General features: G+C 49.6%; 6 protein-coding genes. 4 read left to right on the plus strand and 2 right to left on the minus strand.

Annotated features, from left to right (window positions below; translation table 11 throughout):
* Positions 1-384: 384 nt before the first annotated feature.
* The gene (locus QUA23_RS00005; RefSeq protein ID WP_333072598.1) at positions 385-519 is read right to left on the minus strand and encodes a hypothetical protein; all 135 of its coding nucleotides are present in this window, start codon (positions 517-519) and stop codon (positions 385-387) included.
* 262 nt (positions 520-781) lie between these two features.
* Here QUA23_RS00005 and ppsA point away from each other — a divergent pair, with 262 nt between their 5' ends.
* The 4 genes from ppsA to QUA23_RS00025 all read left to right on the plus strand — a co-directional run bounded on the left by ppsA (position 782) and on the right by QUA23_RS00025 (position 18,654).
* On the plus strand, positions 782-3,259 hold the full coding sequence (ppsA, locus tag QUA23_RS00010) for a phosphoenolpyruvate synthase (protein ID WP_333072601.1): 2,478 nt from the start codon (positions 782-784) through the stop codon (positions 3,257-3,259).
* 257 nt (positions 3,260-3,516) lie between these two features.
* Complete coding sequence (locus QUA23_RS00015) at positions 3,517-3,837, plus strand: DUF6464 family protein (protein ID WP_333072603.1); 321 nt, start codon at positions 3,517-3,519, stop codon at positions 3,835-3,837.
* A 1,518-nt stretch (positions 3,838-5,355) separates the two neighbouring features.
* Positions 5,356-12,456 carry a DUF4347 domain-containing protein gene (locus tag QUA23_RS00020; RefSeq protein ID WP_333072604.1) on the plus strand — a complete coding sequence of 2,367 codons (7,101 nt, stop codon included), beginning with the start codon at positions 5,356-5,358 and terminating at the stop codon, positions 12,454-12,456.
* A 654-nt stretch (positions 12,457-13,110) separates the two neighbouring features.
* A complete protein-coding gene (locus tag QUA23_RS00025; protein ID WP_333110275.1) occupies positions 13,111-18,654 on the plus strand; it encodes a DUF4347 domain-containing protein in 5,544 nt (1,847 codons plus the stop codon).
* A 47-nt stretch (positions 18,655-18,701) separates the two neighbouring features.
* Here QUA23_RS00025 and QUA23_RS00030 read toward each other — a convergent pair whose 3' ends face one another.
* Positions 18,702-19,259: an NUDIX hydrolase gene (locus QUA23_RS00030; protein WP_333072606.1), complete on the minus strand. Its 558-nt coding sequence runs from the start codon at positions 19,257-19,259 to the stop codon at positions 18,702-18,704.
* Between the last annotated feature and the right edge of the window lie 49 nt (positions 19,260-19,308).

A 19,308-nucleotide genomic window follows, 5' to 3' on the forward strand; every position in this document is an offset into this window, starting at 1 on the left:
TTATGTTCAACTAAGCAAATCAAAAATTATTTTGCTCACTGCTGTTACTGTACCTCTTAGTCACGCAAAGTGCTGTAAAATGCTTAGTGAAAATGGTGCAATATCTGATGTCTCTGCGATTGTGTTTTTCCTCTAAGTAGGTCAAGGCCATCAGAAGGAAAATTTTTAGGGTTTTTACAAGCTGGGTTTCAGGAGAAAACTAAGCTGCTGAGTATTTTTTTGGGCGATCGCCCCTGTGACCAGATTTGAGATTTGAGATTTGAGATTTGAGATTTTAGACTTTAGATTTAGTCCACAGATGAATCGGGGAGGTTGAACTAGAATCTAAAATTTTGGGTGACTCACGACTCCTGTCGGAAAGTAAGTATCCATTTTTGGGCGGGTTCAGCCGATGATCGCGCGATCGCACCTCACCCTTTGTTGTCCTTCAATTCCGCTAGCAACAGCATCCAAGCGATATCCCCGCACCAATGAGCGCTCAACGCCAAAAAAGCGGTGGGAATTATCTTCGCTATTCATATTTTTACCACTTCTTTTATAATACCTTACATAAACTGATTACTGCGATTTCTTTACTTTTTGCAATCAAATAAAAAATCTCCACAGGCCTTGCTATTTAGCAAAAAAGTGATAATCTGGAATTAGAGGCAATCGAAAACTCGGTTGATACAGCCTAGGAAAAAACTTGAGAATTTTAGTAACAAAATTACAATTCCCAATAAACTGTCTTTTGTTTACTGTCCTTTGACCGAAATGAGCTGAAGTTGAGAGGAAAAAAGCAATGCTCGACAATTTAGCAATTGAACAAAAACCAGGTTTAATCCCCAAAGAAAAAGCCTTAGTATTGTTGTTTGATGAAGTCGGCATAGCCGACATCCCATTAGTAGGCGGTAAAAATGCTTCTTTGGGCGAAATGATTCAAAAGTTAACCGCCCAAGGAGTCAGAGTTCCCAACGGATTTGCCACTACAGCACACGCTTACCGGTACTTCATCCAGTCAGCGGGTTTAGAAGCTAAATTGCGCGAAATTTTTGCCGATTTAGACGTAGAAGATCTGCAGAACCTGCGACAAAAAGGCAAGCAAGCGCGGGCACTGATTCTCGACACACCATTTCCGCGAGAACTCCAAGCGGCGATCGCGGATGCTTACGAGAAATTGTGCGATCGCTACGGCGACAGTACAGACGTAGCAGTGCGTTCCTCCGCCACCGCCGAAGACTTACCAGACGCCAGTTTCGCGGGACAGCAAGAAACCTACCTCAACGTCCAAGCTTGCGCTGGTGTCCTCGAATGCTGTCACAAATGCTTTGCTTCCATATTCACCGATCGCGCAATTTCCTACCGCCAACAGCGGGGTTTCGATCACTTTGAAGTCGCCCTATCAGTCGGCGTCCAAAAAATGGTGCGATCGGACTTAGCATCCTCCGGCGTCATGTTCAGCATCGACACCGAAACCGGATTCAAAAACGCCGTATTAGTAACCGCCGCCTACGGATTAGGCGAAAACGTCGTCCAAGGCACCGTCAACCCCGACGAATACTTCGTCTTTAAACCAACATTAAAACAAGGTTTTCACCCTATTTTAGACAAACGCCTCGGCACAAAAACACTCAAAATGGTGTACGATATCGGCGGTTCTAAATACACCAAAAACGTCTCCGTTATAGCAGCAGAAAAAAATAAATTTGCCATACAAGATGATGAAATTCTGCAACTAGCCAAATGGGCCGTAGTCATCGAAGAACACTACTCTAAAGTGCGCGGGACTTATACCCCGATGGACATTGAGTGGGCAAAAGACGGCAATACAGGCGAATTGTTTATTGTCCAAGCACGACCCGAAACAGTACAATCTCAAAAATCTGCTAAAGTTTTGCGAAACTACAAATTGCAAGGTAGCAGTGCAGTTTTAGCAAAAGGACGCGCCGTTGGCGAATCAATCGGACAAGGAAAAGCCCGCGTAATTTTAGATGTTCACAGAATCGCTGAATTTCAATCAGGAGAAGTTTTAGTTACCAACAAAACAGACCCGGATTGGGAACCGATTATGAAAAAAGCAAGTGCGATCGTCACCAATTCCGGTGGCCGTACTTGTCACGCCGCCATCATCGCCAGAGAAATGGGAATTCCCGCCATTGTCGGCACCGGCGACGCCACCCAAATCTTGAAAAACCATCAAGAAATCACTGTTTCTTGTTCCGAAGGAGACGAAGGTAAAGTTTATGCCGGTTTGCTTCCTTTTGAAATTCAAGAAACTGCGATCGAGAATTTACCCCGCACCCGCACTCAAATTTTAATGAATGTCGGGAACCCAGAAGAAGCCTTTGGTTTATCAGCAATTCCTTGCGACGGCGTAGGCTTAGCGCGGCTAGAATTCATCATTGCCAATCACATTAAAGCACACCCGCTGGCACTGATTCACTTTGATGAATTAGTGGATGAATCAGTCAAGGAAGAAATTGCCGAACTCACAGCACTTTACCAACACAAACCCGATTTCTTCACCGACAAACTCGCCCACGGAATTGCCACAATTGCCGCCGCATTTTATCCAAATCCAGTTATCGTGCGGATGAGCGATTTCAAGAGCAACGAATATGCTAATCTTTTGGGAGGGAGGCAGTTTGAACCCAAGGAAGAAAACCCGATGATCGGGTGGCGCGGCGCCTCTCGCTATTACGACCCAAATTACCGCGAAGCTTACGCTTTGGAATGCAAAGCATTAAAGCGAGTTCGCGACGAAATGGGCTTGACAAATGTGATTCCCATGATTCCATTTTGTCGCACCCCGGATGAAGGGCGAAAAGTGTTAGCCGAGATGGCAAAACACGGTTTAGTTAAGGGCGAGAACGGCCTGCAAGTGTATGTGATGTGCGAATTGCCGAGCAATGTCATATTTGCTGATGAATTCGCCCAAGTTTTTGACGGATTCTCGATCGGCTCTAACGATTTAACTCAGTTAACATTAGGATTAGACCGGGATTCTGCTTTAGTCGCGCACATTTTTGACGAACGGAATGAAGCTGTCAAGCGCATGGTAGCAATTGCCATTAAAGCCGCCAAGAAGTACGATCGCAAGATTGGGATTTGCGGTCAAGCGCCCAGCGATTATCCTGAGTTTGCTCGTTTCTTAGTTGAGTTGGGAATTGATTCGATTAGTTTGAATCCCGATTCGGTTTTGAAGACTTTGTTGGATGTTGCTAAGGTGGAAGGCGCGGGTTCGTTGATGGATTTAGCGGAGGATGTTGCTAAGGTTTAACCGTTTTGGTTTTTGAGAGCAACCGGGTTTCTCAAAAAGTTTGTGGGACGGGCGGGACGCCCATCCCACAATAACAATTAAAATTGTAAGTTATTTAATTCGCCTTCCTCAGCCGCCAGCTAACGGTTAACACAGGGGCGGCCTAGTTTGAGACTTGATCGGGAACTTTTCTTATTTAAAACCGTCTTGTCGGGGAGGATTTTTTGTTGCAGATCGCCTAAATTAAAATAAATATTCTCCACATAAGCTCTGAAAAAGTGCTAACTGCTCTCCTGATTATTTTGATAGGTTTAGCTCCGTCGCTGCTGTCTTTGTGGGTGATGCGCTCTGCCCAGAGCCAAGCCCGCGACAGAATTGCCGCGGCCAGACTTGCGGTAGCGAATAGACCCATGCGAACTCAACTACCAACTGCCGAGCGCACTTACATACAAAGCCTCGGTTATTCGATAGGCGATATCACTTGCGAGTATAACGCCCGCTCTAATTACATTCGCTGCGCTGTCAATCCTTCTGGGCCCTGTCAAGATTGCCGGTACTACCAAGCCAGAACTCTTGACGCTCGCGGTGAAAAGATATAGCTTATATTGGTGCTTGTATCTACGCCTATTTGCGGATGTAATAATCAATGAGTTAAGATGTACTTACGTGTAAGGATTATTGTTGGAGCTTGTTTTGGACGACCCACGCCCCAACTCAGCAATTAAAACCTAATCGAGCATTATTGCTTGGTTACAGTTGCCATAACACGGGAATTGCGATCGGTGTTTTTCTAGTTGAGGATTTACGATCGGAAACAAAGTTGAGATTATAAATTTTGGTTGGGTGGCGAGAAATCTAGGAATAAATTGGGTTTCTAGTCTCTTAGACGTAACTCCTGCAGTTAAGAAAATTAGCCAACAAAAATGGTAAGTAGCTGAGGGGCAAATCTCCAAATCAGTTTCTTCAAACATCATGAAAAATTCTGCGCGAAACATTGTCCCGAGCATTGATCTTAAACAGAAACCAGCTCGAAGACTCTAAGTTGACAACTTGAGAAGTTGCTTGTGGGCGGCACTAATATGTTTTTGCTATCGTAGCGAAACAGTCTCAAATCTCGATTGCTATCTCCAGACTCCAAGTCATGAATTTTTAAGACGCTTCGTCGATACAGGGTATGCCAATTTCAATTGAATCTCATATGTTGCACCATTTTCAAGAATAGGCTTTCTGGCCTGTTCCACAACAAGTAAATTTTTTTATGGGCTGGGCAGGAGAACCCCCCCCATACAAGGGTTATTGAGAATGGTAAAAGATCTCAGTTGAATGACACTTCGGGCACGGCCGCCATAATTATGTGACGGCTATCACTCCCTAATTAATGACTGGTTGCTATTGTGAACAGGGCTTGCACACCAAAAGCAAAGAAACCCAGTTTTTTACCGGGAGCGAGGGCTGCAAAGAAGTCTTTTCGTCCCTCAAACCAGGTTTATACCTCTAGAAATAGTGAATTTTCTCTGCAAATAAAGTGCATTAGACGATGTACAGAAAACCTCATTAAGTAAATTTTTGAGAACTGGTGTTATTATCTACTGCGCGATGTAAGAGATAAGCGTGTAACAGATACACTCGCTAACAGAAAAGAAAAAAGTCGAACGCAAAATATCCCTCGATAGAGAGATTATGGGGATTTAAACCCCAAATCCTCAGCGCTTCTGCCGGCGATAGTGGCAATGCTATTAAATATCAATATAGCAGTGCTTTGTGCTGAGTAAAATTCGCTTTTTGCTCTCGATCCACGTCAAGCGACACCGCCTATTACTCTGCAATTAAACCTTTTCAAGAGGTGATAATGATCATCTGGAAATGGGTACATCATCTACAATTCGTGAGCCAATTTGACCATGCAAAGCATCTGCAACAAACCAATTTTTGTCACCACCAAAATATGTGACTCCACCGCAAGGATTGCGGGTTCAAAATCCCGAACAACCGCAACTTATCATCAGAAAAAAGCAATAAAAAAAGTAAAAACAGAGGAGTGTTTCCTGTCCCAGAAACTCCGTGGCGACAGGAAAATTGGGCATCCCCACAGAGAATTTTTGCGAGCAACCCAGTCTGTGGGCGCCCCGACTATAAAAAATGTACTGTTCCTCGATGCCAGAGTAGAAAACTTCGACAGCTTGGCAAGAGGAGGAACAGCCAATACAGAGGTATTTGTATTGGACTCGACGCGGGATGGAGTCGAGCAAATTACTAGAATTTTGGTTAATTACAGCGATTTAGACAGCCTTCAGATAGTTTCTCACGGTCGAGAAGCGGGGGTGCAGCTAGGGTCGATCGAACTTTGCAACGACAACTTACAAACCTACAGCCATTTGTTAGAACAGTGGGGAAAAGCCCTCAGCGAGAGAGGAGATATCTTGTTATTCGGGTGCAGCGTCGCAGCGGGAGAAAGTGGCGAGGCCTTCGTGCGGCGGCTTAGCTTAATAGTCGGTGCAGATATTGCAGCTTCCGACAACTTGACGGGGAGTACGGCACTCGGCGGTGACTGGGAATTAGAATTTGCGACCGGGGAAATAAAGGCGAGAATCGCCATTGAAAAAGAAGTGCTCGCAGCCTACCCTTACGCCCTCGGCACATTAGTTAACGAAACTTTCAAAAACTCCACAGTTAGGGGGCCTTGGATTTACGGGGGAAACGACGGCGCACTGTTCAATCCGAGCAGCGGGGTTCCAGCAGCCAATCAACTTATCCCCGGCATTACCGGAGGCACAGTATCCGGCGTACTTCCGGCTTTGGGCGGTTCGACTCCCGGCGATGGCGCTCTGCTATTAACTCCAGCAGTAAACCTTCGGGAAGCTTTCGTTATCTACAACAACCCCATTCCTTCAACCGACGGTCTCAGAGTTCAGTTTGATTTTTATTCTTACGGTTCAAGTCAGCAATTTGAGTCTCCGCAACCTTTTATTAGCCCTCAGCCGGGGGACGGGCTGGGTTTCTTTTTGATTGACGGTACTGTTAGCCCAACCAGGACTGGGGGTTATGGCGGTTCTCTGGCTTACGCTCCACGAACGGGTATTCCCGGTATTGAGGGAGGTTATTTAGGCATTGGGCTTGACGAGTTTGGCAATTTTTCAACATCTACAGAAGGGCGCTCTGGCCCGGAGCCGCCTCCGATTCCCGGCTCATCTATTGGTTCTTTCAGACCTGATTCAGTAACTGTTAGAGGAAATCAAGCAGAGGGTTATGAGTTTTTAACAAATGCGATCGTTCCCTTCGGCATCGATAACATTCCTACGAGCATTGACTTTAGTGGCCCTCAACCAGGCAGCAATTTTAACTTCAGCAATACGTTCACGAGCGATCGCAATTTAGCCAAAAGATCCGTTCAAATTACGTTGAATCCATCTAACGATCCGGTGAATCCCTCTCGCCTCACCGTTGCCTTCGATCAAAATTTCGACGACATCTACGAAACTACATTAATCGACATCCCCAACTTAGCCACCGCAAACGGCCCAGTACCGCCAATTTTCAAATTTGGTTTTGGCAGTTCCACAGGAAGCGCCAACAACATTCACGAACTTCAAAACCTGGTAGTTGAAACTATCAATCCTCCCAGTATCGCCGCAGAGGTTGCCACTATTAAGACCGGCCCGCAGTTCGTCAAATCCGAAGGCAGCATTACCTACACGATTACTACTGTAAACAGGGGGCCAGCGCCTGCTACAAATGTTCTGATTCAAGACGAAATACCTTTTGAACTGCTGGGTCCGGGCGGATCGCCACCGGATCTGATTGCCTCCAACAACGGCACTTACGTGAACCAAACGAAAGCTGTCACCTGGCCGTTAATTCCGGTTCTCAATGCCGGCGAGACTCTGACTTACACCCTGACAATTGATTTGCCGCCCGGTTTAACCAGCGGTAGTAGTTTTGCCAACGTTGCATTCAGCACTAGCTCGACTTTCGACCCCGACCTCAGCAACAACAGCGGTGTACTCGCCCCAGGGCAAATCGAGGGGCCTGGTGTAGTGTCTACCACAGTTGTCGATACAGTCGCGGATTTAGTTACTATCAAAAGTGGCCCTGTGACTACTTCGGCTGGGTCAAGCGTCGCCTACACATTGACTACCACTAACATGGGGCCAGACCCCGCTGCCAATGTGACCATCACTGACAGCATTATTCCGGGTTTAACAGGAGTCAGCGTATCGGACGGCGGCACTTACGACCCAGTTTCGGGCATGGTCACTTTCCCAGCACTGACGGCCCTGGCAAATGCGGCTACTGCGACCCGGACTATCAGTTTCACTGCCCCAGCCACCCTTACTGCCATCAGCAACACGGCGCGGAGCAGCGCGGCGACTTTCGATCCGATCGCCACTAACAACAACGGCTCGACAACCAACAAAGACGGCACTCCCACTAACTCTACGGTTACGACAAGTATTGCGCCCAACGCGGATTTGGCAACCACCAAAACCGGCTCTACGAGTGCTACTGCCGGTAGTTCGGTCACCTATACGATCGCCACAGTTAATTTAGGGCCGAGTCCTGCAGAAGCTGTAACCATCACTGACAGCATAGTTCCCGGATTAACCGGAGTCACGGCATCTAACGGCGGCGTTTACGATCCAGTAACCGGCATTGTCACCTTCGCGCCCGTGGCAATAGCCAACGCGGAGACTGTCAGCCGGACGATCGGCTTCACAGTACCGCCCACCCTAACTTCCATCAGCAACACGGCCAGAAGTACCTCCATCACTCCCGACTCCACTCCGACCAACAACAACGGTACCAACCCCAACGCCACCGTCACCACCTCGATCGACGCTGTGGCCGATGTTGTCACCCAAAAAACGGCTCCGGCCAGCATCAACGCGGGCGACACGCTACTTTATACAATTACTACTGCCAACAACGGGCCGAGTCCTGCGACCAACGTAGTCATCACCGACAGCCTGATTCCCGGCTTAACTAATGTCAGCGTGTCCGATGGCGGAACCTACAATCCTGCCACAGGGACGATCGAGTTCCCAGCGATCGCGACTTTAGCCGGCGGCACCAACCAGAGCCGCACCATCAGCTTTGTACCGCCGACTACCCTGACGAGCATCACCAATATTGTATTAAGTCGATCGGACACTTTTGACCCGGACTTAACAAACAACAACGGCTCGACAGTCGCAGTGTCCGGTGAGGCGGGGGGTCAAGTCATTACCTCGATCGAGGCTGTAGCCGATGTTGTCACCCAAAAAACAGCTCTCGCCAGCATCAAGGTGGGCGACACGCTACTTTATACAATTACTACTACCAACAATGGGCCGAGTCCTGCGACCAACGTAGTCATCACCGACAGTCTGATTCCCGGCTTAACTAATGTCCGCGTGTTCGATGGCGGAACCTACAACGCAACCACAGGGACGATCGAGTTCCCAGCGATCGCGACTTTAGCCAGCGGCAGCAGTGTCACCCGCCGCCTAATTTTTGTACCCCCGCCTACCCTGACGAGCATCACCAACATTGTATTGAGTCGATCGGACACTTTTGACCCGGACTTAACAAACAACAACGGCTCGACAGTCGCAGTGCCCGGTGAGGCGGGGGGTCAAGTCATTACCTCGATCGATCCTGTGGCCGACCTGGTTACGTCCAAGAGCGGTCTCACATCTGCTCCTGCTGGTAGTTCCGTGACTTATACTATAACTACCGCCAACAATGGGCCAAATGCTGCTGAAAACGTAGTGATTACAGACAGCATCATTCCCGGTTTAACGGGAGTCAGCGCATCCGATAACGGCACTTACGACCCCGTGACAGGGGTTGTCTCCTTCCCAACAATTCCGAGTTTAACTAGCGGCAGCAACATCACGCGCGAGGTAACAGTAGTCGTTCCAGCGACGGGCGCCATTAGCAATACTTCCCAGAGCCGATCGACCACTTTTGACCCCAAACCCAGCAATAACAACGGTTCCGAGTCCAGAGCCACTGTCACCACCGCTATTATTAGCGCGCAGCCCACACCCAACAAACTTCCATCAGCCTACAGCAGCAACGCTGCGCTAGCGCCCAACAGCTTTGTCCAAATTAGCGGACTCGGAGGCAGAGACTCAGACGGCACAGTGGTTACATTCACCATCAGTACCCTGCCACAGGCAAATCAAGGCGTCCTGTTCTTGGGCGACCCCGCAACGGGGGGAGTCGCCGTCACGGCTGGTCAAACCCTGACAGCCGAGCAAATGACACAGTTATTCTTCCAGTCAGCCGGCAATTTCACAGGAGCTAATTTTACCTACAGCAGCAAGGACAATCTCGGTGGCAGCAGTCCTGCCGCCACAGTTTCTCTGGTGTCTCTAGCGTTCAACTACCCGCCGGTACCCACAAACTTCAGCAAGACCCTGGCGCCAAACAGCACCGTCAACCTCACAGCGCTGACGGCAAAAGACCCTGACGACTCGATCGAATTCTTTACTATCAACACCCTACCGGCGACAAATCAAGGCGTCCTGTTCTTGGGCGACCCCAGCCAGGGAATCCGGGTCACGGCAGGCCAAAGACTGAGTACAACTCAAATCAACCAGTTATTCTTCCAAGCAACCAGCGAATTCGCAGCCACCAACTTTACCTACAGCGCCACAGACCGCCGCGGCGCCATCAGTCCAGCCCCGGCAACAGCCTCCCTGCTACCACTATTACCTCCCACCGACCAGCCACCCGTCGCCAACAACTCCAGCCTGGCTGTGTTGCTGGGAAGAACCGTGCAAATCCCCGGACTCGGAGGAACCGACCCAGACGGGACGGTGGTTTCCTTTACCGTAAACACCTTGCCGCCCGCCAATGAGGGGACGCTGTTTTTGGGTGATCCCAGCCAGGGAGTGCGGGTCACGGCTGGTCAAACGCTAACAACCGAGCAAATTACCCAGTTGTTCTTCCAAGCGTCCGGTAATTTCACAGGGGCAAACTTTACCTACACCGCTAAAGACAACCTCGGTGCCACCAGTGCGGCAGTCGCCACTGTCTCTCTTATTCCCCTTAAGGAATCTATACCCGTGCCGACACCGGCGCCAACACCAACACCAACAATACCGGCGCCAACTCCAACACCAACAATACCGGCGCCAACTCCAACACCAACAATACCGGCGCCAACTCCAACACCAACAACACCGGCGCCAACTCCAACACCAACAACACCGGCGCCAACTCCAACACCAACAATACCGGCGCCCACACCCACACCTGCCGCGGAACCAGCGCCAACTCCAACACCTGCAGCGGAACCAGCGCCGACGCCCATACCCACGCCGACGCCCATACCCACGCCCGCCCCGGAACCAACTCCAACTGCAACTGCAACTCCAATACCCACACCCACACCACCAACAGCAACACCAACACCGGAACCAACACCAGCGCCAGAAACAACCCCCATATTCAACCCAGTCCCCGAACCCGATACCAGTTGTGGTTGCGACCCCTTGAAAGGGCCCCCGAACATCACATTTATTCCCCCCCAGCCTTCGCAAATACTCAACTTCGACTCCAACGCCACACAACTCATCGACATCCAAAACACCAGCATCGGGACCGAGGGCAACGATTCCTTAACAGGAAACGAAACCAACCAACTGTTTCTCTCAAAAAGCGGCGACGACACAGTGTTAGGTGAAGCAGGCAGCGATATCGTTTACGGCGACCAACAGCTAGACTTCATAGCAGTAGGTAAGGGCAACGACATCGTTTACGCCGGCAAAGACAAGGATGCCGTATTTGGTGGAAAACAAGACGATCGCATTTTTGGCGATCGCAATTCCGACAGATTGTACGGCGATCGCGGTGCCGACACCATCGTCGGCGACAACGGCAACAACATCGACTTAACTGGTAACGACAGCGACCTAATTTTTGGCGGAGATTCAGGCGACGCCATTGGAGGCACTCAAGGTTCCGACACGGTTTACTCCGGCAAAGCTGCCGACATCGCCTATGGTGGCATCGACAACGACCTGATTTGGGGTGACAAAGGTCCGGACACCCTCTACGGCGACAACGGAGACGATTCTGTGTTCGGCGGCGTCAACTCCCTAGACAGCGACCCCGACGGCTTCGATTTGCTGTTGGGAGGCGATGGCAACGACGTACTTTACGGCCAGGAACAAGACGACACCCTGGTGGGCGGCAACGGCCGGGATTTGCTATTTGCAGGCAAAGCGGGCGATCGCATTTTTGGCGAAACTGACTCGGATACTCTCTACGGCAATCAAGGTTCCGACACCATACTCGGTGACTACGGCACTCAACCAGGCACCACAATTGCCACATCTGAAGGCGATTTGATTTTCGGCAATGACACCGGCGATCTCATCGGCGGTGGCAGCGGTAACGACAGCATTTTTGCCGGCAAAGGTAACGACTTAATTTACGGTGGCAAAGATAACGATTGGATTTGGGGCGAACTCGGTTCCGATACCATTGTCGGAGATGAGGGGGACGATTCGCTTTACGGCGGCTTGCAAAACCAGTTAGTGTTGGATGTTGACGGCCGCGACTTGCTGTTTGGGGGCGATGGCAATGACGAACTCAACGGCGGTGAGAGTTCCGACTCTCTCGATGGGGGTTTTGGTAACGATATTCTTCGTGGTGGAAAGGATGACGATGCAGTACAGGCAGATGCTGGTGATGACTTGATTTACGGTGATGATGGCAGCGATATTTTGTGTGGCGATGAGGGTAACGATACCATTAGTGGCGATCGCGGGCAAAATGAGCGAGGCGCTGTGGGTGGAGACGGTCAGCAAGACTGTATCAACGGGGACAGCGGCGATGACCTATTATACGGCAATGAAGGTCAAGATACTCTCAACGGTGATGATGGGAATGACACTATTTACGGAGGGAAAGATAGGGATATTCTCAATGGGGGTGTTGGGGATGACTGGCTGTTTGGTGATGGGGGAGATGATACTTTGATTGGGGGTATTGGGAGCGATCGCTTTGTGTTAAGCGCTAACAGCGGTATTGATACTGTGCTCAATTTTGCTGTAGGAAATGATAAGTTTGTCCTAGCGGGTGGCTTGAGTTTTGAGGCTTTGCAAATTAATCTGACGGCGAATGCCACACTGCTGCAAGTTGCTGCGACGGGCGAGGTTTTGGCTCAGGTTTTTGGTGCTAATAATTCTCTGACTTCTCTCGATTTTCTCACTCTTTCTCCTTAAGATAAAAGCGCATTTAATTCGCTAATTTTTTTCGAGCTTATTCCAACTCGGTTTGTTACATAAACCGGGTTGTTTATTTTCCAAAATTACCAAAATTAAGTTCGTGAATTATTTAGTTTTTCAACTTATCGAGAAGTCTAAAATTGGTTTTTAGTGAGTAATTAAGACCCTACCACAGCCAAAAAACTGAGTTTGTGATTACAAAATTTACTACCTTTGTTTGAGGGAATAGAGATGCTCTTATCTTCTGCTGATTGACTATTATTAAATAATCTTTGATAATGAGTCACGTCCTACTAAGAGTCAGAAAAACTATATTATAACTAATCAATACAAAAACGAACAATTATCAACTATTTTTGGGCAGAAAATATCGCATTATACAGCGTATTTGCGTACATGGTGTCCGATTTTTTTCCATGTGAAAATAATTTAGCGCTAACTCAGGTTTGGCTAAAGAAATGCCTGATTTCGCAGGTAAACACAGCGAACTGCTACTTTGGGAAGATGTCGATAAAAAAAAAATCGCAGTAAATAGAACTTGTTAACTATGCGAAACCGAGAAATTAGCAATTAACAATTTCTTATTAGCAATTAACAATAATATCTACCACTGAAGATGGACATTTTACAAGTCAAGGAGCTATGTAAATCATGAAAAATTTAGGGTGCAACTACTCTTCGCCAATTCACCAATCAAGTTGCGATCGCCGCGACACAGAGTGCATAAAAGCTTCTTTGATTGGGACGCCCTTAGTCGGTGATGTGGCGATCGATGTTTCCTGTTTAGCAAAAGAGAGTTGCGGCGTCAAGACTAAACATAAAAAACATTTAGTTTGCATCGACCCAAGGGTAGAGAATTATCAGCATCTTACCAGCGGAGTAAAACCAGGGACAGAGATAATTGTCCTCGATCGAACCCTGGACGGAGTAGAACAAATTACCGAGATTCTAGCTAAACGCAGCTTAATTGCCAGCCTTCAAATAGTTGCTCACGGCAATGAAGCTTCGGTGCAACTGGGGTCAACTTTATTGAAGGATGAAAACTTGCAAAAGTACGATCGGCATTTGCAAAAGTGGCGCAATGCCTTCAGGAAAAAAGCCGATATTTTATTATTAGCGTGTAAGGTTGGGGCTGGAAAATCCGGGATTGCTTTCGTGCGAAAGCTTAGAGAATTAACAGGCGCAAATATAGCTGCTTCTAACAATCTAATTGGCAGTGCAAAATTAGGAGGTAACTGGCAATTAAATGTTACAGCAGGACAAGTAAAAACCGCAATAGCCTTTGAAACAAAAACCCAGGAAACTTACAGCGCTGTCCTGATTAGTTTAGTGGACGAAAGTTTTCAAGACGCACGTCTAATCGGGCCTTGGATCTCTGGGGTTACCGGCACGTCAGACGCTCCAGCTTTAACAGCAGGAACCGGAACCGAGAGTTTTCCGGGTTTGAACATAGATCCGGTCGGCAGCGGGGCGTTGAGATTAACTTCAAGAGCTTTTGACCAATCTACTTTTGTTATCTATAACAGTCAGGTTCCAGTCAACAGCGGTCTTAACATTGTCTTCGATATATTTGTCTACAATGGCACTGCGCGTCCGAATTTACCAGGGCGGACAGGTGATGGCATAAGTTTCTTTTTAATTGACGGTACGGTGACGCCAACAGTAGCTGGAGGCTATGGAGGGTCTCTCGGCTACGCCCAAAATACAGATACAAATCAGTCCGGTTTACTGGGAGGTTATTTAGGAATTGGATTGGATGAATTCGGAAATTTCTCAACTACAACTCAAGGGCGTGTAGGCGGAATTGGGGATACTCGTAGAGCAGATTCGGTAACGCTTCGAGGTAGCGAAGTTACGCAATATAAGTTTTTAACTTCTACTTTTGTGCCGCAGGGAGTAGATAATATTCCAGATACCGTAAATCCTCTGCCTCCAAACGGGCCGATCAACGCACTTACTACCACTCGCGAAGCAGCCAGAAGAAGAGTTCAAATTATTTTGCAACCACCCAATTCTGCAACGCCAAACCGTCTCACGGTTAACTTCGATCTCAACAATAATGGTTCGTTTACAGATCAGGGCGAGACTATTATCGACATTGCCAATTTAGAGGAGATAAACGGGCCAATACCGGCAACATTCAAATTTGGTTTTGCTGGTTCAACGGGAGACGCAACAAATATTCACGACGTTCGCACTTTGTCTATCCAAACTATAGACGTGCCGCTGACTACGGCAGATGTTGCCTCAAGGAAAACAGGCCCGGCCGCAGCGGCACCGGGTAGCAGCATTACTTACACAATTACGACAGTAAATAACGGCCCGAACGACGCCGAAAACGTGGTGATTGAAGATCAATTGCCCGTTGGGGCAGTATTTGCTAGTGCCGAGGGCGACGGAACTTTCAACGCGACAACGAGACTGGTAACCTGGCCAACTATTCCAAATTTACCTGTTGGGGCTACCGCCACGCGCACCGTAACTGTTACGACCCCAACTACACTTGGCTCTATTACCAACAGTGTATTCAGCAGCAGCAGTACGATCGATCCGGTACCCGGTAACAACAGCGGCAGCAGCCCGGAGGCGCGAGTCACCACCACTATTACGAACGATAGCGCTGATGTAGTGACGGTCAAAACTGGACCCGCTACTGCAGCAGCCGGCTCGACTGTCACCTACACAATTACGGCGGCTAACAGTGGGCCGAGTGCGGCAACCAATGTGGCGATCGCCGACAGCATTGTTCCGGGTTTAACAGGAGTCAGCGTCTCCGACGGCGGAAATTACAACGAAACTACAGGTATTGTGACTTGGACGGCGATCCCATCCCTAGCCAGCGCAGCCAGTACCAACAGAACCGTCAGTTTCACAGTTCCCGCCACCGGCGGCACCGTCGCCAACACTGCTAGCAGCACCTCAACGAGCCCCGACCCCAATCCTGACAACAACAACGGCAGCAGCCCCCAAGCGCGAATCACCACCACCATCACCGATAGCGCTGATGTAGTTACGCTCAAAACCGGGCCCGCTACGGCCACCCCTGGGTCAAATGTCACCTACACCATTCTCACCGAAAACAGAGGGCCCACGACCGCTACCAACATCACCGTTACAGATAGCATCGTTCCCGGTTTAACGGGCGTTACAGCGTCCAGCGGGGGTATTTACGACCCAGCCACAGGCATTGTCAGCTTTCCGCCCATTGACAGCTTAGCTGACGGCGTGACCGTCAGCCGGACGGTCACATTCCCAGTGCCGGCGACCGGCACTGTCAGCAACACGGCAAGAAGTACCTCAAACACGAATGACCCGAATCCCGGCAACAATAACGGCAGCGATCCCGGCGCAACTGTTACCACCAGCATCGCCTCACCCCCGACTCCGACTCCGACTCCGACTCCCGCACCGACTCCGACTCCCGCCAACCAACCGCCGACAGCTAACAACGTCAACCTCGAAATCGCCCCCAGCAGCGCTGTGCCGATCGCAGGACTCGGAGGAAGCGACCCTGACGGCTCGATCGCGTCGTTCACCATCAACACCGTCCCACCAGCAAGTGAAGGGCTGATATTTTTAGGCAATCCCGAGACGGGCGGCACGATTGTCACCGCCGGTCAAATTCTGACACCTGCTGACATTAACCAATTATTTTTCCAATCGACAGCCAACTTTACCACCGCCAGTTTCACCTACAGCGCTACAGACAACCAGGGCGCTACCAGCCCCGCCAGCGCTACTGTATCGGCGCTGCCGCCATTGCCAAATCTACCGCCAGAAGCAGCCCCGGTCAACCTCGAAATCGCCCCCAGCAGCACTGTGGCGATCGCAGGACTTGGAGGAACCGACCCCGACGGCTCGATCGCATCCTTCACCATTAACACCGTCCCACCAGCAAGTGAAGGGCTGATATTTTTAGGCAATCCCGATACTGGTGGCACGATTGTCACCGCCGGTCAAATTCTGACCCCTGCTGACATTAACCAATTATTTTTCCAATCGACAGCCAACTTTACCACCGCCAATTTCACCTACAGCGCTACAGACAACCAGGGCGCTACCAGCCCCGCCAGCGCCACTTTAACTGCCATTCCCGCACCCGCACCAACACCAACACCAACACCCGCCCCCGAACCAACACCCACACCCGTCCCAGAACCAACACCCACACCAACACCCGTCCCAGAACCAACACCCACACCCGTCCCAGAACCAACACCCACACCCCCCGTCCCAACACCCACACCACCCGTCCCAGAACCAACACCCACACCACCCGTCCCAGAACCAACACCCACACCACCCGTCCCAACACCCACACCACCCGTCCCAACACCCACACCACCCATCCCAACACCCACACCAGCGCAGGAACCAACACCAACACCCGCGCCAACGCCAACGCCTATATTCGGCCCAGTGCCGGAACCGGATACCGGTTGCGGTTGCGACCCCTTGCCCCAGCCACCGAACTTCACATTTATCCCACCCCAGCCTTCTCAAATACTCAACTTCGACTCCAACGCCGCACAACTCATCGACATCGAAAACACGATGAGAGGCACTCCTGGAAACGATTCCTTAACAGGGAACGAAGCTAACGAACTGTTCATTTCCACAGGCGGCGACGACACAGTTTTAGGTGAAGCAGGCAGCGATATCGTTTACGGCGACCAACAGCGAGACTTCATAGCAGCAGGTAGAAGCAACGACATCGTTTACGGCGGGAAAGAAACCGATGTCGTATTTGGCGGGAAGGAAGACGATCGCATTTTTGGCGATCGCAATTCGGACACAGTATACGGCGATCGCGGTTCCGACACCATCGTCGGCGACAACGGCAACAACATCGACTTGACTGGTAACGACAGCGACATGATTTTCGGCGGAGATTCAGGCGACGCCATTGCTGGCAATCAAGGCCGCGACACCGTTTACTCCGGCAAAAGCGCTGACATCGCTGCAGGCGGCAAAGAAGAGGACTTAATTTGGGGGGACAAGGGCCCGGACACCATCTACGGCGACAACGGAGATGATTCTGTGTTCGGTGGCGTCCTCAACTCCCTAGACAGCGACCCCGACGGCTTCGATTTGCTGTTAGGAGGTGATGGCAACGACTTGATGAACGGTCAAGAACAAGACGATACCCTGGTGGGCGGCAACGGCCGGGATTTGCTATTTGCAGGCAAAGCGGGCGATCGCATTTTTGGCGAAACTGACTCGGATACTCTCTACGGCAATCAAGGTTCCGACACCATACTCGGTGACTACGGCACGGCAGCAGGTAGCACAATTGCAACCGAAGAAGCGGACTTAATTTTCGGCAACGACATCGGCGATATCATCGGTGGCGGTAGCGGTAACGACAGCATTTTTGCCGGCAAAGCTAATGACTTAATTTACGGTGGCAAAGATAATGACCGGATTTGGGGCGAACTCGGTTCCGATACCATTGTCGGCGATGAGGGAGACGACTCGCTTTACGGCGGCTTGCAAAACCAATTAGTGTCTGATGTTGACGGCCGCGACTTGCTGTTTGGGGGAGATGGAAATGATTTTCTCAATGGGGGTGAGAGTTCCGACTCTCTGAGTGGGGGTTTTGGTAACGATACCCTTCGTGGTGGCAAGGATGATGATGTAGTACAGGCAGATGCTGGTGATGACTCGATCTACGGCGATGATGGCAGCGATATTTTGTGCGGCGATGAGGGTAACGATACCATTAGTGGCGATCGCGGGCAAAACGAGCGAGGCGCTGTGGGTGAAGACGGCCAGCAAGACTGCATCAACGGTGGCAGCGGCGATGACCTGTTATACGGCAATGAAGGTCAAGATACTCTCAACGGTGATGATGGTAATGACACTATTTACGGAGGGAAAGATCGCGATATTCTCAATGGGGGTGTTGGGGATGACTGGCTGTTTGGTGATGGGGGCGATGATACTTTGATTGGAGGTATTGGGAGCGATCGCTTTGTGTTAAGTGCTAACCGCGGTATGGATACTCTGTTCAATTTTGCTGTAGGAACTGATAAGTTTGTCCTAGCGGGTGGCTTGAGTTTTGAGGCTTTGCAAATTAATCTGACGGCGAATGCCACACTGCTGCAAGTTGCTGCGACGGGCGAGGTTTTGGCTCAGGTTTTTGGCGCTGATAATTCTCTGACTTCTCTCGATTTTCTCACTCTTTCTCCTTAAGACCACAGCGTAATAAACAGCGTGTAAGGTTCCATTCACACAGCACCTTACCGCTGTTTATTCAAAAAATCTAATCCTAAAAAAATAGCTGCGATGCTTCCTGCAACACAAATTTGTCGGTTTTTTATTTTTACCAAAACTTCGGTAAGGGGAACTAAAACTACTTCAATATCTTCGGTAATATCTAATTGAATTTTGCTGGCAAGCTTGACATTTTTAGCAAGGTATAGGTAGATAGAATTGGTGTCTTTTACGGGGTTATCATATAAGGTTGCTAGTTCCAAAATCTCTTCAGCAACATATCCCGTTTCTTCGGCAAGTTCTCTGGCGGCTGCCGATTTACCGCTCTCTTCAGCAGGGTTGAAAGATCCAGCAGGCAGTTCCAGCAAAATTTCGCCTACTCCGTGCCTGTATTGGCGCACTAATACAAGTTCTTGCTGCTGTGTCGTGGCAAATATTAGGGCGATATTGGGTCGGACATTAACAAAAAAGTCGTCTATAATTTGTCCGTTTGGCAATTCTATTTCATCTTGTCTAACCTGACACCACTTGTTTTTAAGAACGAAGCGCGATCGCAATAATTTCCATTTAGTTAAATTTTTCATATCGCCATAATGCTAAACTTTCAGCGTCCTCCGAAGGCACAATTTTCCC

Source organism: Microcoleus sp. Pol1C5 (assembly GCF_036701115.1).
Lineage (GTDB): Bacteria > Cyanobacteriota > Cyanobacteriia > Cyanobacteriales > Microcoleaceae > Microcoleus.